Source organism: Niallia sp. Marseille-Q9988 (assembly GCF_976954375.1).
This window is the reverse complement of record NZ_CDRJSZ010000014.1, coordinates 102,194-125,908: the sequence shown is the minus strand read 5'-3', so window position 1 is coordinate 125,908 and position 23,715 is coordinate 102,194. Positions and strand designations below refer to the sequence as shown.

General features: G+C 36.4%; 16 protein-coding genes. 11 read left to right on the top strand and 5 right to left on the bottom strand.

All coding sequences use genetic code 11. From position 1 onward, the window contains the following. Positions 1–107 precede the first annotated feature (107 nt). Positions 108–815 carry a YwaF family protein gene (locus ACWNMZ_RS21620; protein WP_031539896.1) on the bottom strand — a complete coding sequence of 236 codons (708 nt, stop codon included), beginning with the start codon at positions 813–815 and terminating at the stop codon, positions 108–110. Between the two features lie 570 nt (positions 816–1,385). Here ACWNMZ_RS21620 and ACWNMZ_RS21615 point away from each other — a divergent pair. Next, positions 1,386–1,568, top strand: coding sequence for an aspartyl-phosphate phosphatase Spo0E family protein (locus ACWNMZ_RS21615; protein WP_251628637.1), 183 nt, complete (start codon positions 1,386–1,388; stop codon positions 1,566–1,568). A 60-nt stretch (positions 1,569–1,628) separates the two neighbouring features. Here ACWNMZ_RS21615 and ACWNMZ_RS21610 read toward each other — a convergent pair whose 3' ends face one another. The 3 genes from ACWNMZ_RS21610 to ACWNMZ_RS21600 form a co-directional block, all read right to left on the bottom strand. Then, positions 1,629–2,648 (bottom strand): homoserine dehydrogenase, encoded by a 1,020-nt coding sequence (locus tag ACWNMZ_RS21610; protein WP_328283964.1) that lies wholly within the window; start codon positions 2,646–2,648, stop codon positions 1,629–1,631. Positions 2,649–2,926: 278 nt separating this feature from the next. Continuing rightward, the gene (locus ACWNMZ_RS21605) at positions 2,927–4,342 is read right to left on the bottom strand and encodes a SpoVR family protein (protein ID WP_349205093.1); all 1,416 of its coding nucleotides are present in this window, start codon (positions 4,340–4,342) and stop codon (positions 2,927–2,929) included. A gap of 409 nt (positions 4,343–4,751) precedes the next feature. Next, complete coding sequence (locus ACWNMZ_RS21600) at positions 4,752–6,800, bottom strand: penicillin-binding transpeptidase domain-containing protein (RefSeq protein WP_449598891.1); 2,049 nt, start codon at positions 6,798–6,800, stop codon at positions 4,752–4,754. 197 nt (positions 6,801–6,997) lie between these two features. On the opposite strand from ACWNMZ_RS21600, the gene ACWNMZ_RS21595 reads away from it, so the two are divergent. The 5 genes from ACWNMZ_RS21595 to ACWNMZ_RS21575 all read left to right on the top strand — a co-directional run bounded on the left by ACWNMZ_RS21595 (position 6,998) and on the right by ACWNMZ_RS21575 (position 14,930). After that, entirely contained in the window at positions 6,998–7,378 is a 381-nt protein-coding gene (locus tag ACWNMZ_RS21595) for a thiol-disulfide oxidoreductase DCC family protein (RefSeq protein WP_048717357.1), read from the top strand. 420 nt (positions 7,379–7,798) lie between these two features. Beyond that, a complete protein-coding gene (locus ACWNMZ_RS21590) occupies positions 7,799–8,680 on the top strand; it encodes a helix-turn-helix domain-containing protein (RefSeq protein ID WP_235251363.1) in 882 nt (293 codons plus the stop codon). Between the two features lie 298 nt (positions 8,681–8,978). Further along, entirely contained in the window at positions 8,979–10,082 is a 1,104-nt protein-coding gene (locus tag ACWNMZ_RS21585; protein WP_349204880.1) for a C40 family peptidase, read from the top strand. Between the two features lie 401 nt (positions 10,083–10,483). Continuing rightward, on the top strand, positions 10,484–12,097 hold the full coding sequence (locus ACWNMZ_RS21580; RefSeq protein ID WP_349204879.1) for an SWIM zinc finger family protein: 1,614 nt from the start codon (positions 10,484–10,486) through the stop codon (positions 12,095–12,097). Beyond that, on the top strand, positions 12,084–14,930 hold the full coding sequence (locus ACWNMZ_RS21575) for a DEAD/DEAH box helicase (RefSeq protein WP_349204878.1): 2,847 nt from the start codon (positions 12,084–12,086) through the stop codon (positions 14,928–14,930). The genes ACWNMZ_RS21580 and ACWNMZ_RS21575 overlap by 14 nt, the downstream gene beginning before the upstream one ends. Positions 14,931–14,955: 25 nt before the next feature. On the opposite strand, the gene ACWNMZ_RS21570 is transcribed toward ACWNMZ_RS21575, so the two are convergent. Next, the gene (locus ACWNMZ_RS21570) at positions 14,956–18,750 is read right to left on the bottom strand and encodes a S8 family serine peptidase (protein WP_349204877.1); all 3,795 of its coding nucleotides are present in this window, start codon (positions 18,748–18,750) and stop codon (positions 14,956–14,958) included. Between the two features lie 373 nt (positions 18,751–19,123). On the opposite strand from ACWNMZ_RS21570, the gene ACWNMZ_RS21565 reads away from it, so the two are divergent. The 5 genes from ACWNMZ_RS21565 (at position 19,124) to ACWNMZ_RS21545 (ending at position 23,704) form a co-directional block, all read left to right on the top strand. After that, positions 19,124–19,558, top strand: coding sequence for a YwpF family protein (locus tag ACWNMZ_RS21565; RefSeq protein WP_349204875.1), 435 nt, complete (start codon positions 19,124–19,126; stop codon positions 19,556–19,558). 368 nt (positions 19,559–19,926) lie between these two features. After that, positions 19,927–20,577, top strand: coding sequence for a GntR family transcriptional regulator (locus ACWNMZ_RS21560; protein ID WP_031536694.1), 651 nt, complete (start codon positions 19,927–19,929; stop codon positions 20,575–20,577). 111 nt (positions 20,578–20,688) lie between these two features. Beyond that, a complete protein-coding gene (locus ACWNMZ_RS21555; RefSeq protein WP_048717372.1) occupies positions 20,689–21,675 on the top strand; it encodes a Bug family tripartite tricarboxylate transporter substrate binding protein in 987 nt (328 codons plus the stop codon). A 19-nt stretch (positions 21,676–21,694) separates the two neighbouring features. Continuing rightward, on the top strand, positions 21,695–22,147 hold the full coding sequence (locus ACWNMZ_RS21550; protein WP_031536696.1) for a tripartite tricarboxylate transporter TctB family protein: 453 nt from the start codon (positions 21,695–21,697) through the stop codon (positions 22,145–22,147). A gap of 15 nt (positions 22,148–22,162) precedes the next feature. After that, the gene (locus ACWNMZ_RS21545) at positions 22,163–23,704 is read left to right on the top strand and encodes a tripartite tricarboxylate transporter permease (RefSeq protein WP_235251355.1); all 1,542 of its coding nucleotides are present in this window, start codon (positions 22,163–22,165) and stop codon (positions 23,702–23,704) included. Positions 23,705–23,715 lie beyond the last annotated feature (11 nt).

Sequence of the window (23,715 nt, the reverse complement as noted above, 5' to 3'; positions counted from 1 at the left end):
CTTTCTCGCTAATCCCATAGGAGTCTACATGTATTCAGGCTGCTCAGTGTCACTAATTAAGTTATTTTTCCTATTGAAAAATAAACATCTTCTAAAAAACAGCCTCTTTACCTTTTCCTTCTAAGTTGAAAAGGCAGAAGCAAGAGAAAAAACAATGCAAGTGCTACTACTTCAAGAATCAACAAGTAATATGGATATGGCCCTAAATAATCTAATAAGGAGCTGTTTGCAGGCTTGTATGCTAAAAACATATAATTGCCCCCTGTTAAACGATTGACTATCCAGGTTAGCGCTGCACTGCTATTTAAAAAAAGAAAGGACAAAACTAGTCCTTTTTTTGTCGGTTTATACTGATGGACAAGCACAAAGTACAGACAAGTCCATATAATAAGAATGTGCGTGACAAAAAAGTGGAAATAGCGGAAATGGGGATAACCTAAAAATAATTCTGGCGTGAAGATTGCCATTGATGCGCCAATAATACCACTAAAATAAACTACTTGAAATACAAGCTCCCATTTAGTTAGCAGAAGCAATAAACAAAGGATTAAACTGATGGAACAAAGATGGAACGGCAGCATAAAAGCAACATCCCATAACCCATCCTTATACATCCAATAATGGTACATCGCCTCTAGACCGAATAATAATACGAAAAACACAGACCGAAATAAACTGCTTCGTATTCGGATGTAAGTTCGAAAAATAGTAAGCAAAACTCCCCCAATGAAAAGGATGCCTATCATAGCTAGATGAGATATAGAAAATAATTCAAAGGGGAAATCCTCATACAGATGCCCGTACCATCCATTCATTTAAGCAAATTCTCCTTTCTGGTATTTTCCAAAAAAGTATTTTTTCCAAATTATTTTTGCAAACTAGGTATAAAAGTTTAATAGTTTGGGAATATTATAGACAAATACTACTGATAAGAAAATCAATTTCAAAAGGAGAGGATTACAATGAAAATACAAACAAATTCTGCGGTGACTGACTTTATTGAGAAAGATAAATTTGAATTAGAATCCTACCTTGAATATTTATTTAGCATTGTTTCGGAAAAATAAATTGAAGAATACGTTAATTTATCCCTAATAATATGGGCATTTGACATTTCCCTTTTAAAGAGGAGATGTGTCAAATGCCCATTAACCTATGAAGATTAACAAAGGCCACACTGATTTGATAGAAAACACTTTTACGAAAATCATCGTATCCTCCAAACTTTCTTTGTATTCCGCTGTTTTTTCGTCCATGTAAGCTCCAAGCCTATATAAAGCCATCTCCCCACATTTTTGTAAATTTTATTCAAAAAGAGCTTAATATTTCCAATTTTATTTGATAGAATAGTATAAGCAATCTATAAAAGGTAGGAGCATCATAAAATGGCACTTTCCAGAATAAACGTCGAAAATGTTTGTGAATTATTGGACACAATCGATCTTTTAAAAATCAAATTGCTTAAATACGGGATTGAAAAAGGCTTAAATGATCCCAATACCATACGAATAAGCGAGCTGCTAGATACATATATTGTCATGTATCAAAAAAAGATAGCCCAAAAATAGATAAGTATGCATACACCTCGTTCAGACTCCTACTAAACCGATTCGATTCTACTCTCTAACTTAGCGAATGAGATTAATCATATCTTTTAAGGCTGCCGCCGCTGCTCCTTTAGGATGAGAGGCACCGCCCACACAGCAAATTGTTCCCATCTCCTCTGTTTCAAACAATATTCCTTTATTTGTCCCTTTTACATGAATCAATGGATTTTCAGGAGCAAGAATTTCTGGTTTGACCTGCAAAATAAGCCTGTCTCCTTGTTTTTTTGCTGCTGCAATAAGCTTCCACTCACACCCATTTATTTTTGCCCGCTGCATATCCGCTTTTGTAATCTTCTCAATTCCCTCTATTGCCATATCTTTTAATGTTAACTTCGTATGAAATAATCCATTTGCCAACAGTAAAATTTTGCAGGCACTATCAAGTCCTTTAATATCTAAATCAGGGTTCTTCTCTGCAATCCCCTTCTCTTGTGCTTGATGTAGTGCCTCTCCAAAGGTTATATTCCCCTCTGACATACTTGTTAAAATAAAATTGGATGTTCCATTCAGAATTCCTTTTATCGATAAAATATTGCTTCCAGCCAAGCTAAATTCACCGATGTCTAATGTTGGTAGTGCAGCTGCTGTTGCCCCACTATATTTAATTTGGCGTCCATTTGCAGTTGCTCTCTCTAGTAATTCTGGCAAGGAATGGACAAGTGCTCCTTTGCTCACAGAAACAATATCCATCTTTGCCTCAAGGGCTTGTTTCATGTAAGAAAGGGCCGGACCGCCTGTTTCTAGATTGGTAGGTGTACATTCTAGTAGAATATCCCCTTTTAGCAATGGGGATTCAATCGATAAATCTTTCCTACTAGCATATTGCGAAATTCCTAGAGACCCTTTTGGCAACTGATGCAATACAGAAAGATTTAAGCCGTCCGGTTCATAAATCATCCCGATAGATCCGATGACTCCAACTACTTTAAATTCCGTATGATATTTTTCTACAAGTTCTTCTTTTTTTTGATCCAATAACTCGACAAATTCTTTGGCAACCGTTCCATACCCGGTAATGACTATTTTTCTTTGCTTCATCACAGCTTTATTCCTTTCTTTCCTTTTCTTTCTATTGATTTCTTTCTTTTTGAAGGTATTTCCTTTATTTTGGATTAAATATTTTCATTTCAGTTAATTTGCTGTAACTTTTCGTAGACTTAACCGTGTTATTAGAGAGGCATTGAAAACTGTTACCTATTGATGGGTAGTGGTAACCGCCCTTAAACTTAGATATGTAAATGGTTTAATAAATCATCATTTAATTTGGATAATTAAAAGAAGAGACCCTAGCGCGTTCAAGCACTATGGGTCTGTCCCTCCTACAAATATTTCCGGTGCATTGCTTTGCCATCATAGGTATAAAGAAGTTTTTTATCTTCTACTATTGTTTCGATATGAACGCCTCTTCCCCATAATTGATGAATATATGGAAGCACCTTTTCTAAGTATTTTAAGTCTAGTTCAATCCCTTCATAACCATGCTTTAAGTATAACTCCCCATTTTTGTTATAATCTCCATCATTGACTGTAATATATGGGAAGCCTCCATTTACCCGCATGCTTACCAATTGATCCCGCACCTGTTCCCAAGCTTTATCAACAATTTTATAATCTCTGCCCTGTTTTTGGAAAAGATACATATCTTCTCTCATCACAAGATCCTTTGTTAAATAGTTTCTTAAAAAGGAAATATCTGATTCTATTTCACGTACTTCAAACATTTTTTCCCGCCCTGATCCTGGTTTAACTCCCCGTTTCTTCATTTCTTCTGTTGGATTATTATAACGATCCTCAATATCTTCAAATATCTTTAATCCTAGATAATAGGGGTTAATGCCTGTTTTAGACGGCTGTACTACTCCTGCATTTAGCTTGGCAAATTCAATTGCTTCTGCACTTGTTAAATCTAATTCCCTTACAATTCGCTGATGCCAATAAGATGCCCAGCCTTCGTTCATAATCTTTGTTTCTAACTGTGGCCAGAAATAGAGCATTTCTTCTCGCATCATCGTTAAAATATCCCTTTGCCAATCAGAGAGCTCTCTACTAAAGTTTTCGATAAATAGCAGTAAATCCTTTTCTGGCTGTGGCGGAAATTTCTTTGCGACCTTTTTCTTTTGCTTTTTTGGCTTGTTTCGATCATCTAATCCCCATAGTTCATCATAAGGAGTACTGGTTGTTTCCTCTTCCTCCACAAATTCCACATCATCCATCGACCATGCTAATTTTGGCCGCATCAAGCTTGGATCAATATGTTCATCAATCGCTAATACCGCATCCAAAAAGGTTTCTACTTCATGCTTTCCATATTTGATTTCGTACTGGCGAATCCGATCAGCCGTTGCCGCCATGCTTTCGACCATTTCACGCTTCGTATTTTGAAAACGAACATTATTTTTAAAGAAATCACAATGCGCCAAAACGTGGGCAACGATTAGTTTATTATTGATTAACGAGTTACTATCAAGCAAAAAGGCATAGCACGGATTTGAGTTAATGACTAATTCATATATCTTTGATAAACCTAAATCATAATGTAGCTTCATCTTATGAAATTGTTTTCCAAAACTCCAATGGGAAAATCGAGTAGGCATTCCGTACGCACCGAATGTATAAATGATATCCGCAGGACAAATTTCATATCTCATTGGATAAAAGTCTAGTCCAAATCCAGAAGCAATCTCAGTAATTTCGTCAATGGCATATTCTAATTCCTTTTGTTCTACCTCATTCATTCCGCTCTCTCCTTTCACCGTTTAAACTAATGTATGAAAGGAAGAAGTGAATCATGAGTAAATTAGATAGAAATTGCGCTAGAGGTTGGTTTTTATTAATCGGATAGACGGAGAATAGGCATTAGCGAGATGGATATTTTTAGGAGATTTTGCTTTTCGTGGATTTTAGTCTATTTTGGGATATCCTAGTGTTGCGGTGTTTTTTTGTTTTACTTTTGCTTTCGTTTCGGCGTTCACTCGCTTGTTGAACACCACTTTTCCTACCTGTCCAGCGGATTCTGGTTTTCAGCCCCCTTTATAAACACCACATTTCCCCTTACTCCTAAACTTTTCGGGTTTTATCTCACTTAAGTTCCAACTTTCCTCAAAAATAAAAAAGGAGCATTCAATTCGAACACTCCTTTTCCCCTTATTCGATTATCTCTTTCACTTTTTTGACGACGTATCCGGAACTTCCTTTGTCTTGGACGCCTTCCATCATCATTGCAATTAAAAGGTCCTTATTGTCTTTATCATAGGTAACATACCAGCCATTTTCTGTTCCTTTTTCGCCTTGTTTCTCTTTTAATTCGGCTGTACCTGTTTTTCCAGCAAATGTTTTTCCACTTATTTTTCCAGCGCGTGCCGTACCATTGGGATTTTCAATTACTTGCTGGAGATCATCAGAAATCGTCTTAGCAACAGATTCGTCCATGATCTTTTCTTTCCAGACTTTGCTCTTCTCCTCGCTATCCAATAATACAGGGGTCATGAGGTTTCCACCTGTAACAAACGGAGTATACGCTGTAGCAAGATGAATGACACTCATTTCCACATGGCCCTGACCATAGCCTGAGTCTGCTAATAGCTGTTCCGTATCTAATGTTCCAAAAGTAGATGTTTCAATTGGATATGCATAAGGAAATGTCTCTTCAAAGCCAAATTTCTTTAGTTCATTCGCAAATTTTTCTTTCCCTAAATCGAGTGCCGTTTGGGCAAAGTAAATATTATCACTGTAAAGAAGAGCATCTGCTAGGTTTACGGGTGCTGAACTGCTATGCACTCTTGTTATATAATAGCCGCCCCATGATTTATCCTTTTGCCACTGTTTTGTGGTAATCTTTCTTTCCAGTTCTGGAGTAATTACACCTTCTGTTAAAGCAGCTGCAGCAACAAGAGGCTTCAGGACAGAACCAGGTGCATAGTTATTTTTAAAACGATTAGTAAAAGGGTCTAGCTTATTATTGTCATATGCTTCCTTCTCTGACGTTGTAAGGCCAACAATCATCTTATTTGGATCAAATGCTGGGCTGCTAACTAGCGCAAGTGTTTCTCCTGTTGATGGATTAATTGCAGCTGCAGCACCTGCTTCTCCATCCATTTTTTCATAAATTTCTTTTTGTAAATCTGCATTAATCGTCAATTTGATGTTTTCGCCATTTTGTACTTCTTTTTCCGCTAATGTAACCGTACTACCGTCTGCTTTTTTAATTAAAATTTGTTCGCCATTAGATCCCTTTAATCGATCTTCTAGCACTTGCTCTAAGCCTCTTTTTCCAATTACATCTGTGCTTGAATAGCCTTTTCCTTCCTTTTCCTCTAGCTCTTCTGCTGTAATACTGCCAATATAGCCAATCAAATGGGCAGCACTTTCTCCAAATGGATAAATTCTGCCTTTTGTATCTTGTTTTTGAACACCAGGTAATGCAAATAGTTTTTCCAAATAAGCACTATCTCCTGTGGCAACCTTTTTAATTGGAACAAAAAAGCTCGGTTGGACCCAGTCTGCATCTAATGCCTTTTGAATGGTTTCTTTTTTTATGTCTAGGAGTTTTGCTAGTTCATTGATAACTGTATCTGGATTATCTCCCATTTGCTCTGGAACAAGTCCAATTTCATAGATGACACCATTCATTGCAAGTGGATTTTCATTGGTATCGACAATACTGCCGCGCTCTGCTTGAATTGTGTTAACAGAGATTTTATCGTCAGGACCTAATTCTGAAAAAATATAAGTAGTATCCCAATTTATATACCAGTTCTCGTCTTTCTCTCTTTCTTCTTTAACCAATGTAGCATCATTGTCGAAGCTGATTTCGCCTGCCATGCTATTCATTTTTACTGAAAACGGAATTTCTGCTTGTACTGCTTTATCAAACTTCTCGTCTTCCGATGGTTTTGTATAGGTTATCTCTAAATCATTGATGTCTAAATCCTTGTAGATTTTTTCGTATCTGGAAACAAAATCGTCTTCTGAGATGTTTTCTTTCGCCTTTGTGGAAAGAAAAGCATACATCTCCTTAAATTTCTGATCATTCCAAAGCTTTATATATTGTGATAGCCGCTCATCTGGGGTAGGCTCATTTTTATTGCATCCTGTTGCCACTGCTACCAGTATTAATATCAGTAAAAGCATCCATCTCTTTTTCATTCCTATCTCCCCTTCTAATCTACTACTACTAGCGTACCATTTTTTCATAAAAACGGAAAAAGAATTACCTGAAAAGTTTATTTTTTTATTCTCTGTCTACTACCTGTATATTATTATCCTCCCAAAAAAATAATAACTCTATTACGAAAAGAAATAGGGAAAGTTTCACATTTTATAGATACTTTTTCATCCTTATTTGCTACAATACATGCTAATGATAGCCACCTTTTTGTAGGAGGAATAATGTGATTATCTTATTTGACGGAGTTTGTAATTTATGCAATTGGAGTGTGCAATTTATTATTAAAAGAGATCTAAATAGCCAATTTTCCTTTGCTTCCTTGCAAAGCGATGTTGGAAAAAGCTTGCTTGAAAAACATCATCTTTCTGATGTGAATAGTGTTGTCCTTATTAAACAGGGGAAAAGCTATGTAGAATCTGATGCAGCATTAGAAATATGCCGGCATCTTTCAGATGGATGGAGACTTCTAACTATTTTAAAAATAATCCCTTCCTTCATAAGAAATCCTCTTTATCGCTATATTGCTAGAAATCGTTATAAATGGTTTGGCAAACAAGAATCTTGCATGCTTCCGACAGAAGATATGAAAAAGCGATTTTTATAAGAACCATTATTACGTATTATTAGATGCATTCTTTTTGGCTGATATTTCTTATTATAGAGATTGCCGGAAATAAAAAAAGACCGCTTTCACACAGAAAACGGCAGAAAATTGGAGATAAAAGGACTACTCGTAAAACAGATATTGGGGTTTAATAGAAATGACGATTTCTATTAAACATGCTCAATTAAGTTCAAATTATGCTAATAAATAGAAGGCGTAGGTGGGCACATCTAAAATAGCAAAAATATTCTTAATATATTGCGGTAAAATTAATTAAATCATATTATATAGATAGATGAATTCTTTATTTTAAAGGATATTTCGTCATTTTGCGGCATTTCACACTATTTTCCCCTAAAATTCACAACAAAATATAACTTTAGGAATATTCATAAAAAAGGTATGCTTTTCTAAGTAGGAGTGGATCAATTGGATTTTTCAGCGGTTGGAGAAAAAATCAAGGAATTACGAAAGCAAATGGGATTATCACAAAAGGAGCTTTCTCATAATATATGTACACAGGCCCAGATAAGTAAGATTGAAAAAGGAGAAGTTCTTCCATTGTCTTCTACTCTTTATCTCATTTCTAAACGATTGGGAGTAGATGTGAATTATTTCTTTGATATTGGCACGACACCAAGACTGGATTATGTAGATGAAACCCTTCGTCAATTAAAGGCGGCACGAAGAAATACTGATTACCATACGCTTAAACAAATTGTAAAAGCAGAAGAAAAAAACCCCTTATTTACCCACCATAAGAAAAACTATCAAATGCTACTTTGGCATAAGGCCATTTATACATATGAAATCGAACGAGATTTTAATCGAGCCTTAAAAATTATTAATGAAGCAATTGACCTTACCTTTGATACGGTTTATACCGAAAGAGAGTTAGAAATCTATATTAGCAAAGGGATTTTTTACTATGAGGAAGGCTTCATCGATAATTCCTTAACCATTTATGAACAAGCGTTTAAAGCAATCAATCAGCTTCCCTATTTACAAGATAATACGATTAAAAGTAGATTATATTTTAATATTGCTAAATCATTAACAGATCAGTCACGATATGATGCCTCCATTGCTTATTGCAAGGAAGCGATCGATTGGGCTGTCCAGCAGGATAACCTTTACCTGTTGGCTCACTTTCACTATCATATCGGATATAATTACGAATTACAAAAGGATTTTGAACTAGCTACTCAATATATGAAAGATGCTCTAATGATTTTTCAACTAGTGAAAGATAACAGGTATACAGAATATATTCAAAACAAAATAAATAACTGGCAAAAGTAATAGTTCTACAAGGATTGTCTCATTCATCTTTTACACACATCACTTGTGAATAAAGGATGTCCGGGAGCAATCCTTTTTCAATTCCTCTCACTCACCCCAATATACCCGGTCCATTTCTATCAATACCTCTCAACAGTTCTTTCCAACGATAACTTACGTCCCATTCTTAATTATCTATGATAATTTGCCTATTTTCCTAAAACTCTAACTTTTTTCGCAAAATTAAAGGTCAATAGTCTGATAGGATATGGTAATATAGGTATACTATAGTATATTCATTAGGAGTGAGTGATAAAAAATGAAGAAAAAAGTCACAGTATTGGCAACTACCGCGATTCTATCAACCACTTTCGCAGCGAACGCCTCAGCTAGTACTTATGTAGTAAAAAAAGGGGATACATTAGGACAGATTGCGAAGACATACAATACTACTGTTAATGAGTTAAAATCGATTAATAATCTTTCATCAGACTTAATTTTGATCAATCAAAAATTGACGATTGCAGATAGTTCACAGTCTACAAACAGCAGTAAAACGACAGCTACAAAGAGCCAATCTTCCACAAAGACCAGCTCTGCTGCAAAAACATATAAAGTTGTTTCTGGGGATTCCCTTATTAAAATAGCAAATAAGCACTCTATTTCTTTAGCCGAATTAAAGCAATGGAATAAGCTAACATCCACACTTATTTATCCAGGGGATGTTCTATATGTTTCTATGCCAGGAACTTCTTCTTCCAATACTTCTACACCTAGTTCATCTGGAAATTCTAGCAGCAACAGCAATACAACTGTTAAAGAAAATACAACTACTTCTACAGGCACCTATACAATTAAAAGTGGGGATACATTAAGTAAAATTGCGTCTTCTTATAAAATGTCTGTTAGTCAGCTTAAGCAACTAAATAATCTTAAATCTGATTTGATTTTCCCAGGACAAAAACTAAAGGTTACAGCCTCTGAAAAGGTTACGAATACAGGGAATACTGACTCCTCTTCTAGTACTCCAACCTTTATTAATAATGGCGATAATGAACAATCCTATGCTTCAAAGGTAGTTTCTGTTTCTAAAAGTCTTATTGGCCTTCCATATGTTTGGGGCGGTTCTACAACTGCCGGCTTTGACTGTAGCGGATTTGTTTACTATGTATTAAACCAAAGTGGAAAATCGATCGCTCGTTATTCTGCAGAAGGCTACTTTGATCGCAGTTATTATGTAGATGTGCCATCCATTGGAGATATTGTCTACTTTAAAAACACTTATAAAGAAGGTATCTCTCATTTAGGAATTTACATTGGCAATAATGAATTTATCCATGCTGATTCAAGCGGTGTTCGAGTGACAAGCTTAGATAACTCTTATTACAAAGAGCATTTTGATAGTTTTAAACGTTTATATTAGTAGATTATGTGATTAATTGGGGCTGTCTAAATGGACAGCCTTTTTTGTTGGGAAGGGTGGGGCAGATTGAGGGGTTAGTGGTTGGGATCATATCCTCACCCCATTCGAGCATTTATTTCTCTTTCCAACTCCTATCCTCCTATTCCTCCCATCATCTTTACAAGCGAGCTAAATTCTCCTTATTTTGTTCCCCATTTCTGCTTCCTATAAACTTATTCCTCTTCTATCTCACTCCAAACGGATGGAACCTCCTCTTTCTTATGTCCCCTACCATCTCCTCACAAAAAGCGTTATAATTAATGAATGGACTTTTTTCGTGCGTCATATAAGAAAACACAAAAAGACAACAAAGAAATTACTAATACCAATAAATGTTCTTACGAATATGGGAGGGGTACATTATGCTTCTAGAAAAATATTTAGAGCCATTGAATTTTTGTGCAGAAAACTTAATGAATATATTGGATGCAAATGATCCCCGAATGAAAAACATTGTAGAAAAGGGACTTCTCTTGTACAGACAAAGCTTTGTCTATCAAGTGAAATTTTCCAATGAACTTGTTACCGGAATGATTCAAGACGTTACACCGGTAAAGGCAACATTGGATTTGGATTATATTCAATACAGCTCTTGTACTTGTCAGGCAGAAGGCTTTTGCCGCCATCAGCTTGCCCTTTTTTTCTATTTACTTGCTCAAGTTGGGAAAGTATCCACTTGGCTAGAAGCTTGGCGAAAACCAATTCAAAAGGCGGAAACGTTAAAGAATCTCGGCATTATGCGAGCAAGTGACTTATTGAAAGAAACAGAGGATAAAGAGCCAAATTACGAAGACTGGATTGAAACCTTTGAAAAGAGTTTCCAATCGCTTATCAAAACGAATGAAAACAAACCATATATGATTGCAGAAACGTATTACATTTATATGCGAAAGATAAAAGCTGCCGCCCCTCTTCAAACAGAGTGGAAGCTCCTTTATTTAGTCATCGCCCAAGTATTCACTTTTAAACAATTATTAACACTCAGCAAAAACCTTGATCATAATACCCAAACAATTAATCGCTATTATCGTCATCTTTTTCAAGATTTAATGAACAGCATTGAGGATAATCTTTATAAGCTATCAAACTTCACCTTTCCCTTTGCGTTTGATAACTTTTTAATTCGTTTAAAGGACGACTTGCGTGCAGTCCTTACAATTCAACCCATTTTAACATTTGAGTGTATACAGCTTTATCGACTTATGTGGACAAATCTTTTTGCTACTAAGAGCTGGAGACAAGATGAATTGGAACAGCTCTTAGCTAATAAGAATCCGGCATTCTCTGAAAATGTCGCGATTATCCATCTGGAAATTCTGCTCGAAAAAGATGTAGATGCCCTTAAAGTGATTCAGTCTCTTGATTCTCAGATTACAACCTATATGCTTTATTGGATCGATTATTTGTCGAGCCGGAAATCGTGGAAGCGAATGGAATTATACGTTCCTGCGTTTATACAAGAATTGAAAAATTACCTATCTGCAGATGAGGATGACGAGTATTGCTATGAATTTACGCAAATGGCATTGCGAGCGATTCTCCCTTACTGCACAGCATTAAACAAAGAGGATTTATTGGAAAAGGCTTATATTCATACACTCCCATACAGCTATCGCAAATACGAGGATTTTCTGTATGAAAAAAAACAGTTTGATAAATGGATCGATTTATTTACAATGATGGGATATGGGCTAGATAATCTCTATAAAGAGCAAATAAAACTATTGCAGGAGTATGATCATTCTTTACTGCTTTCTTTATATCACCGTTCTATTCAAGAGCATATTGACGGGAAAAATAGAGAGCATTATCGAATCGCTGTCCGTCAATTAAAGAAGTTGCGCACCCTTTATAAAAAAATGAAGAAGCAAGCCGAATTCGAGCAATTCTTACTGGTTATCTTAGAGCGCACAAAACGATTAAGAGCCTTTCATGAAGAATGTAGAAAGGGAAAACTAATCCATGTTGAAAACTAATTATTTGAAAATAAATGTTCATTATTATGAAAATAGCGGATTTTTTTTAACAGGTGAAGTAGAGGAGTACTACCTTTATCCAAACTATTGGAAAAAGCTTCTTTTTCAGCAGCACCAAGAAAGCTATTATGGCACTATTTTAGATACCGTCAAGATAGATGGGGTAGAAGGAGTACTAGTCAGCGGCTGGCAGCTTGTTACCTTACTTGCTACGGAAGGATTTAATCGCTATATCGAATGGGATTGGAACGATACGGCACAAGTTTGCTTAGCTGCAGCTCCAAGTATACTCGAAGCTATCAAGCATAAGGAGTGGATTCCAGATTTCAGTCAATGGGAAACAGGGAATTTCCAATGGTCCCTTCCACATCGAGTGATTGATGAGTTTGATCCAAGTTTCTGGGACATGGGGCTTCGCGAGGAATTAGAAGGACAAACGAACAAAGATCTTATTCATAAATGGTTCCAACAGTCTCTTAATCACTATTTAGAAGACCGTGAAGAAACAAAACAAAGCTTCCATGAAAGAATCGACACATTAAAAAACGCAAATATTCCTTCTGAACAGCTTTCCGCTTATTTTACGGAAGATAAATGGCAGGAATGGATGGGGCTAAAAGAAAATGATTGTCCTTTTACATTAGGGATTCGTTTAGATGAGCCAACAGAAATCGATACACCATGGGATTTGGATTTATTCTTAAAATCCAAGGATAATCCAGAGCTTGTCGTAGATATTCATGATGAGGGCAACATGCCAAAGAAATGGCTTGATTACTCCTCTTATATAGAGGAAGAACAACAGCGCTGGCTCCTTCTTTTTCCATGGCTAAAAGGGAAGAAAGGCATAACCAACCAATTAACAGAGGATGAAGCATGGCTTTTCTTATCAGAAGCAAGTGAAACATTTCTGGCACTTGGTGTGGATATACTTCTTCCTTCCTGGTGGCAAGCAATGAAATCGGCAAATCTGAAAGTAAAAGCCAAGGTATCGAGCGCAAGTCATCGTCCATCCTTCGTAGGTCTTCAGGCGATGCTTGACTATAATTGGCGCTTTTCTATGAATGGCGTTACGCTTTCGGAAGATGAATTCAATAAGCTTGTAGAAGAAAAACGTCGCCTAGTCTTTATTAAAGGGCGTTGGATAAAATTAGACCCTGCCTTTATTCGTCAAATTCAGGATTTAATGAAAAAGGCAGAAAAAGAAGGTCTGCATGTCCGTGATATTATCGAACAGGAATTAATGCAAGCAGAGGAACAACAAAATGATGAGCTTGAAAATCCAAAGACATTTGCTAAAATCCAAATTGAGCTAAATAGACAATGGCGAACAATGATTCATCAATTAAAAGAGATTAAAAATCTTCCATTGGAGGAAGTTCCGCAAAGCTTCTTGGGAGATTTACGCGCCTACCAGGTACTTGGTATGAGCTGGCTCCTTTTTTTAAGAAAGTATGGATTTGGAGCAATTTTAGCAGATGATATGGGGCTTGGAAAAACGGTCCAACTCATCTCTTATTTATTAAAAGTGAAAGAAACGGAAAAGGAGCAGAAGACTCCTGCTCTTATCATTTGCCCAACCTCTGTACTTGGCAACTGGCAAAAGGAATTAGAACGGTTTGCACCTGATTTAAATGTCTATCTCCATTATGGAGCGAGTCGTTTAAAGGATGATGCTTTTATCAAAAAAGCAAATGAATCAGATGTTGTCTTAACCTCCTATGGCTTGACTCATATTGATTTACAAAACTTTGAAGAGCTTACATGGAGCACCATCGCGATTGATGAAGCGCAAAACATCAAAAATGCGCAGACAAAGCAATCAAGAGCCGTTAGAAAACTAAATGGCACCCATTATATTGCCCTTTCTGGAACACCGATGGAAAATCGCCTGAATGAGCTCTGGTCTATTTTTGATTTTACCAATCACGGTTATTTAGGAAGTCTTGGTCAATTCCAAAAACGCTTTGTGATTCCAATTGAAAAAGAAAATAAACCGGAACAGATTCAGCAATTGCAGACGCTTATCCGCCCATTTTTACTGAGAAGAACGAAAAAGGACGAAGATGTTGCATTAAATCTGCCTGATAAGCTGGAGCAGAAGGAATATTGTCCACTAACACCAGAGCAAGCTGCCTTATATGAACAATTAGTAACCGATACATTTGTGCAAATTGAGCAGCTATCTGGTTTTGAGCGAAAAGGGCTTGTCTTGCAAATGTTAAGTAAGTTAAAACAGCTATGCAATCACCCTGCTCTTTATTTAAAGGAACCGACACCGACCAGCTTACTAGATAGGTCTGTGAAAATGGAGAAATTAGCTGAGCTGACAGATACAATTTTGGAAAGAGGAGAAAGCTGCCTTATTTTCACCCAATATATTGAAATGGGACATATGATTCAACAAATGATGAAGAAAAAATTCAAAGTGGATGTGCCATTCCTAAATGGCAGCATGTCCAAACAGCAGCGTGATCGCCTTATTGAACAGTTTCAGGATGGCGAATTCCCGATATTCCTTCTTTCTTTAAAGGCAGGAGGAACGGGATTAAATTTAACAGCAGCCAACCATGTTATCCATTATGACCGCTGGTGGAATCCAGCTGTTGAAAATCAGGCTACTGACCGTGCATATCGTATTGGCCAGACTCGTTTTGTGCATGTCCATAAGCTTATTTGCACGGGAACACTCGAAGAAAAAATCGATGCGATGCTTGAGAAGAAGCAATCATTAAACGATCAAATCATCCAAAATGAAAATTGGATGACAGAATTAACAACAGATGAATTGAAGGATTTAGTATCATTAAATGAAAATCCGGCCGTGCTTTAAAAGCTCGACCGGATTTTTTCTTTGCTTATTTATCCCCAGGAATCTTAATATCTTTTCGTTTTTCTTCTTTACTCATTTTATAGAAGTAAACGGTTTTGGTTGTTTTATGGCCAGCTAAATCTGTTGCTGTAAACGCAAACTCATTTAAGCCTTCTTCTAAATTTAATTCCACTTTTTTCACTGTTTTTTCTAGACTTCTCATTGCATAAGGCTGTTTAAATGTTTGATAATACAATTCACTTCCATTTAACGCTAGCTGTATTTCATCAAAGTTATCCTTTACCGTTACATGAACAGATGGATTTTTTCCATTGCTGTTTACAATGCGATTTCCAGAAAGACCGTTGAATGAAATACTAGGAGCTTCTGCGTCAACAATGAAGCTGCGCTTAAATACTGCTGTATTATCAGCATCATCTGTAGCTTTTATTTCAACAGAATGAACACCATTATCATAGGAAATCGATGTATTAAAGGTGTATACTTCCTTTTCTTCATCATAGAAGACGTCCACTTTTTGTCCATCAATCGTAAACTCTTTTATGCCTGACTCGTCCTTTATTGTTCCACTAAATGCTACTTCCTTTGCTCCGTACACCTCTAAAGCTTCAGGTGTCTGTAAAGTGACTACTGGAATTGTTGTATCCTTCTTCCCTTCTTCTGCTGTCACACTTGTTTCTTGCTTATTGCCTGCATAGTCATAGGCAACTACTGTTACAGCTGTGCCTGGCTCTACTTCATTCGGTAATGTAAATTCTGTTGTATCTCCACTTAATGGCGTACCTAGAACAGACTTCCCATCTACTAAAATATCTAAATAAGAAACACCTGAGCCATTTTTATTATCTGATGCAGCAAATTCCAATGCTTTATTATCCTCTACTAAGGCTACTTCAACAGATGGACTCACTGTATCAACGATTACTGGTATATCTACAACTTGTGGTTTTGCGCCTGGATAATCCAGGGTAGCACTAATACGATAATAATATTGCCCCTCTGCTAATTTTCCATTTACTTTTCCATCCCACGCCCATTTTGAATCAAGCAAATAGCTTGTTCCTTTACCACTATCATAGTAATTTTTTCTGATTTCCTCTTGTGTCAGTAGTGTTCTAACTGTTTTTCCATTACTGTCCACAATAGAATACTGAACGGTTTTTGCATTTCTTAAGAAGGACAGAATCGGAATAATTTCTTCCTGTATCCCATCACTATTTGGTGAAATAGCAATCCCCTCTTTTGTGAATGCATTTTTTATCGGATCATAACCTAGGTATAGGAAATCTTCGCCTTCTTTTGTCACCGCTCCAGCCATGCCATAAAAAGATGTTTCATCATATTTCATGCCATCTAGAATCGGCGCTTTATTCCAATCCCCTTTAAATCCTACATAAGGAACGGTTAATGTTGCATTCGTTTCCGCAGGATCTGTTAAGGTTACAAACCCTTCAACGAAATAGCCGTTTTCAAACACACGATCAATCGCAACAGGTGTTTCCCAACTGCCTGTTAGAGAAGGATCTATTACTTTTGCATTTGTTAAATCAACAGAAACTTTGATTTTTTTACTTTTGTTTGCTGGAATAGTAATTGTTGTTTGTTCCTTATCATTTACTTTGATGGTTGCATCTAAGATTTTCTGGGCTTCTAATAGATTAGCAGAGTAACCTAGCTCCCCATAAGCAGCAAAGTCTGTTTGAATATTTGCAGCAACATCATATTTAACCTTTTTATCACTATAGTTATTTGCCTCTAACGTAAAGGTGAAAGTATTTCCTACTTCTTTTAAGGCCACTTTCCCTTCTTGTGTCTTCTTCTCTGTTACAATCACTGGTGATTGTAATGCCGCGTGCAGTTGCATCAGACCTGCACCTTGTCGACGCGGAGAATATGGTACATCCCAATCAAAAGCACTATTTACTGTACCACTATCTGTTACTGGCTTCGCAGTGTTCATCAATAGATTTTTCGCCATGTTTACTCGCTCAAATCCAGATACGTCGAATTCATTATCTACCCGTTCTAATACGAGTGCTGAACCGCCAGAAACATGCGGTGCCGCCATTGATGTTCCACTCTTCATTCCATATTGATTATTCTCTAGTGTCGAGTAAATTTGCCCACCTGGAGCTGTAATTTCCGGCTTAAAATCTAAGTTTGAGGTTAATCCCCAAGAAGTAAAACTACTCATTTTTCCAGCCTCTGGGTTAGCTGAAGTTGTTTTCTTGCCTTCAAATGTAATCGAGATATTTTCTCCATCTTGAAGCACTTCTGCTAATTTATCCCCCTCCGTTTTTAATAAGAAAAGCTGAGGAATTTTAATGCTTGTATCTGTTGCCATGCTCACAAATCCATCTGTGTTATTATAAATAATAACACCAGCTGCCCCTGCCTCTTGTGCATTGATCGCTTTATCAACGAAGCCAATTTCGCCTCTTTGAATTAATGCATAGTTATCCTCTACATTAACTGCTGCTAGTTCTTCTGGTGTTCCTAATCCTGCATAAACAATCTGGAATGTTTTTTCTTCTACTGTATTTGGATGGACACTGCTTGCAGATAAGAACCCAGCCTGTCCAGTCGTCTCGCTATATTGATAGGAAAAGGCATCAATATCTATAAAGCTATTTTCAACAGAGGCAACTTGTAAGCTGTCATATGCGACACCAGGTGATCCTGTAACACCGATATCCGGATTAGAGCTAGATGGATTTGCAAAGCCATTACCTAAATGTGCAGAGTTCCCTGCGGAAATGGACATCATGATACCATTTTCCACTGCACGCTCAATTGCCTGCTGTTCTGGTGCATCTTCGGCCACGAATCCTGCTGGAGATCCTAAACTCATGTTAAGGACATCTGCACCTAACACAATCGCATCATCTATTGCTTTAATATAAATATCTCCCCAAGTAGTAGAGACACTAGGGTCATTTCCGAAAACTTTCAATGCTAGAAGCTGTGCTTCAGGAGCAACCCCTTTTATGCCATTATTATCTTCATCTCCATTTGCTCCTACAGTACCAGCAACGTGCATCCCGTGCATGCTTGCACCTTCTGCAATATCTTGGATAATATCATTTTCATCCATATAGTTATAGCCATAAGGAACCTTTTCACTATAAAATTTCCCTTGAAGTCCATTTTCTTCTTTAAATTGAGCAATTTCTTCTTTTGTTAATTCCTCTTCTGTTTCATCAGAAAGAATCATATCTTTATGATTTGGATCAATGCCGGTATCAATAACACCAACGACCATTCCTTCCCCTTTAAATCCATAATCACGCCATGCGTCTTGTGCTTGGACAAGCTCTTTACTATAAATCATGTCTGTTTCTTCTTCTGGCCTTTCATAGGTGGTCGCAATATGTACTTTCGCTACCTCTGGAAGTTCTTCGATTTTTTCTATATCTCCATATTTCATTTCTCCACTAAAACCATTAAAAATGGTAGTGAAATTCTCGAACTCTTTAAATTTCACTTTTTTTGCTTTCACTTTATCTTTTACTTTTTTCTGTTCTGCTAATTTTTCACTCTTTAATTTTTCTTTCGTTGTTTTCGGCAATTCCTTAACTTGCTTTGCTTGCGCCTGTGCATATTGAACAGTCGGCTCTGTATTCATCTCAACAACGACACGGACCGTATCTGATTCTTTATAAACGGTCTCTAGCTCGTCCACCTTAATGGTCTGTACATTTTGCTGATTTTCTTTCCCTTTCGTTATGATTACTTTGTCTGGCACTGTTGCTGCTGAAACACTATTTGAAAATAGCATAAAGAGCATAATGACTAGAACAAATAATTTACTTTGCTTCACGTTAAAACTCCCCTCTGAACCTTTTTTATTTTTTGAATATATCGAACTATATAAAAATATCATAATATTCTTTCTTTTTTTAAGTGAAAATAGTACCGTATCTTCTTTTTCATGCTAGTAATTTAGTCATTTAATATCGCAAAATTATTCATTTTTCGTCAAGGACAGACGAAAAAATAATGAACAATAGCGAACAATCTTTTTTCAATATAATTTAAGGAAGATGTTATTAAAGATTGATTCTTACAGTCGAGTTCGCCGGGAAAGTTTTTGTAATATAAATGCTAGGTTCATTTCCTTAAGTATTTAGATGAAATGTTCAAGGTAAGGTATAATAAAAGAAAATCAAGCATTTGCCGGAGGAGGATTTAGCGTGAAAACATTTAAGTTGATTTCTTTACAAATTCTGACGAGGGAAAAGCTGATACCAATTAAATTATTGGATGGGTTGATTATCAATAAGGAAGATGATAATAATCATTGGCTAATTGAAGTCTATACTGATTGGTCCTCTATCGACTTTCTTGATGAAGCCTTTCAAAAGAAAGAAGATTTGCTTGTCCAAGCGGTAATCACAAAAAAAGAAAATGATCCCGCTCCTTTTGAAGTCACCATTTTGTCGATCCAAAATTTGGGGGACAAAGCAAGTATCTTATTAGAAGGAACATTAAAACGAGATAGAAAAGACTATGCAGAACTATTGCTCCAATATTTAATTGGGGAAGGGTACGAAGGAAATAACTTATCGAATAAATTTACCGAACTGATGCAAAGCAAGCCTCAGACTTTTTTGGAGAAGAAATTGTAGCTGTGAAAGGTTCATCTAGCATTTTCTATAACGAAAATAGATTATTTTGCCAAAAAGAACTTTCCTGCAAAGTTCTTTTTGCTATTTTAATAATATTACTCATGCAATTATTGCTTTGAATAATATTTAGAACAAGATGGGCTTGAACGAGCCTATAAGCCCACAAAAAAAATTCTACTAAAATACAAACGTTTCCATACGCGTTATTAAGCCTTTTCCCCTCCTATCTTGCATTTAGTCTAAAATAAACCTTGTTATAAAATCTGACAAGTTACTTGTTTATGCCTTTTTTAATAGATAGAATGCAGCTATGAGATATCAAATATGTGATCACAAATATCATTTGCTTGGAGGAGGTGTATATCGGGTTGAAGAATTCTGCAATTGTCGTCCCTACTGTAGCTCAAGAAGTGTATAAAGCTATTCGCAACCAGATCATTAGAGGAGAATTTGCACCTGGGCAAAAGCTGTCCATAAGAAAATTAGCTGAATTATATGGAGTTAGTACAATGCCTGTTAGAGAAGCTTTATCCAAGCTCGAAACAGAAGGCTTTGTTCAATTTGATAGAAGAAGCATCATCGTGAATCAGCTTTCTACCAAAGAATTAATCGAAATATTTGCCATTAGAAAATTACTGGAAAAACAAGCAATTGAATGGGCTACACCAAATATTTGTCCTCCAGATTTAGTATTGCTTGAAAACATCATCAAAGAAATGGACGAGAATATTCATTCTCCTTTTGAATGGAGACGATTAAATAAGAAGTTTCATTTTGAATTATATTCTCATGCTCATTCTAAACCGCTATGGGAATTACTACACCAGCTTTGGGGTAGAGTAGAATCTTATATGAATATCTATTCTTCGTCTGAACACCTTTCCTCTGCCCAAGCAGAACACTATAAAATGTTAGAATTAATAAAAGAAAAGAAATTGGATGAACTAACTGCTCTTATTTTAGAACATATCCAAATAACTTGCGATGCCATTATAGAGGAGATGGCTAAATTAGAGTAATATTAATTTTTTTACAGAAAATTTTCTGAAAACTCTTAATTTTAAGTTAGATCATACATTGAAATACCAAATAAAATAATTAGGGTTCTTTTAACAATAGGAGGAAACAAAGTGAAAAAATATTTAATTAGCATTATTTCTATTATTTTATTATTCAGTTTAGCAGCATGTAGTTCTTCTAGCAGCTCTTCATCAGAAGCAGAGGAATTCCCAACAAAGCCTGTAAAATTAGTAATTCCTTATCCTCCAGGTGGTGGAACAGATGTATTATTTCGTTTAGTTGCTCAATACGCGGAGAAACATTTAGGCCAGACTATTGTTCCTACAAATATGGCTGGTGCTACTTCTACTGTTGGTTCTCGTTTTGTAAAGGATGCTGAACCAGATGGTTATACGATATTAGGCACACACCAAGTTGTTGCAACAGCTCAACATACGGGAGTTGTAGATTATGGATTCTCTGCTTTTGATCCGGTTGTACTAATGACTTCTACTCCCCATATTCCATCTATAAGTAAAAAATTTAGTGAAGAACATAATATCAAAAATATGAATGATTTTATTGAATACGTAAAAGCAGGAAATAAAGTGAACTGGGCTTATACTGTTGCCTCAGAAGACCATTATTCTATAGCTGCCATTCTGGATGCCGCTGGTGTGGATCCTAAATCATTAAATTATATCCATTATGATGGAACTGGACCTCAATATGCTGCAATCCTAGCTAATCAAGCCGATGGGATGATTGCCGACTATGCATCAGGAAAAGGATATTATGATGATGGAACCCTTGTACCCCTTGGAATGGTTTTTGATGAACGTAATCCTTTCTTGCCAGATGTACCAACTTTAAAAGAACAAGGCATTGATTTCTCGGTTACAGTGGACAGAGGTATTCTTGCTCCTAAGGGAACAGATCCTGAACGAATCAAAGTTATTAATGAAGCATTTAAAAAAGCACTAGAGGATCCAGAATTGCAGAAAAAAATTGAGGAATTAGGAAGTTTCCCTCATTACATGACTTCTGAGGAGTACTCTAACCATGTTAATGAATTAGATAGTGAAATGGGTAAACTTGCTCCTAAAATGGAGTTTTAATAGAGGGGGCTGAATAAAATTGGTTAATCGCTTATTCTCCATATTTATTTTAATTGTAGGCACTATCTTTTTTATCAATTCCAATGAATTTTCCGAAAAATCAGGGGTACAGACTTTTGCCCCCTCATTCTTCCCTAGAATTATCATTGGGTTGATGATGATTTTAGCATTATGTTTATTGATAAAAAGTTTCCTTAGTAAAGACAATGATTCCTTTTCTATGGAGACTATAAAGATTTATGTTGCCAAGCATTTTCGGGTTTTGTTGATTCTGTTCTTTTTCCTTCTTTATGTCATTTCCTTAAATATAGGAGGATTTTTAATAAGCTCAATTGCTTTTTTATTTATTTCTACGATTATCTTACGCCCTTTAAAAATAAAATACATGGCCACAAATATTATTTTGTCAGTAGCTTTTCCCGTCATCGTACTTCTTGTATTTGAACAAGTATTACATATTTATCTACCCTAAAGGAGCGTGATTAAGTTGGATATTGCAATGGTTTTAGCGGCTTTTCAAGAAGTATTACATCCTATGATGATTCTGTCGATTGTTATCGGCGTTTTTGTTGGAATTATCGCTGGTGCAATCCCAGGATTCACCTTTACAATGGCACTTATATTAGCTTTTCCATTCACCTTTGGCATGGAACCAATTCAAGGTTTAGCCGTCATGATCGGCATTTATATTGGCGGACTTTCCGGAGGGTTGATTTCTTCCATACTTTTAGGAATTCCTGGTACTCCTTCCTCTGTCGTCACCACCTTTGATGGCTATCCAATGACAAAGAATGGAGAAGCACCACGAGCACTAGGAGTAGGCATCGTCTCTTCTGTTATTGGAACCATTATTGGTGCGATTATTTTATTTCTATTAGGACCAATCATTGCTAAGGGGAGTCTTCTTTTCGGACCATGGGAAATATTCTCTCTCGTTGTTTTCGCACTGACTCTTATTGCTGGCTTAAGTGGTAAATCTATGCTAAAAGGGTTAATCGCTGGCTGTCTTGGCCTTTTAATTGGAACGGTTGGTGTATCTCCAACTGGAACGGTTCGATTTGATTTTGGAATCCCTGAACTTACCTCAGGATTTTCAACTTTACCTGTTCTAATTGGTTTATTTGCCATCTCCCAGTTACTAATGAATGTAGAAGAGTTAAAAAGCGCTATTCCAACAAATCAAGCTACTTCTAACATGAAGAAATTAATCCGCATTCCTTACGGGCAAGTGTTTGTTGATATTTTTCAGGAAAAATGGAATGTGCTTCGTTCCTCTATCATAGGCTGCTTTATCGGATGCCTTCCTGCTGCTGGAGCAGAATCTGCTACCTTTATTAGTTATGATCAAGCTAAAAAGTTTGGAAAAAACAAAGCAAAATTCGGGAAAGGTCATCCTGGTGGAATCGTCGCTTCGGAAAGCTGTAATAATGCAGTTGCTGGCGGAGCCTTTATTCCAACGATCACATTAGGGATACCTGGTGATGTCGCACAGGCAGTAATGATTGGTGCCTTAATTTTGCATGGAATTAATCCTGGACCGGCATTATTTACCCAACAGCCTATTTTAGTAAATTCCATCTATGTTGTGATTATCCTTAGTGCCATTTCCATCTTTTTCATCCAAACATTGCTGTTGCCTGTCTTTACAAAAATTACAGCTATTCCTAAATCGTTAATGGTCCCTTGTATTTTAGTTATCAGTACAGTAGGCGCTTTTGCCCTTAATAACCAACTATTCGATGTCATGCTTGTATTCATTTTTGGATTAATCGGCTTTATTTTTCATAAAATAGATGTTCCTTTATCGCCGATTATTCTGGGGCTAATTTTAGGACCAACATTGGAAAAGGAAATGACTAGAGCTTATCAAATGGACCCAAGCATCATACCATTTTTCACAAGACCGATTTCCCTTGTTTTCTTGATTCTTGCTGTTGGCTCCATTATTTTCACAATCATTCAATTAAAGAAAAGTGGGAAGGCACAAACTACTCCTTCCAATCATGAAGAATCACAAACTCATCTTTGATTTATCATGGA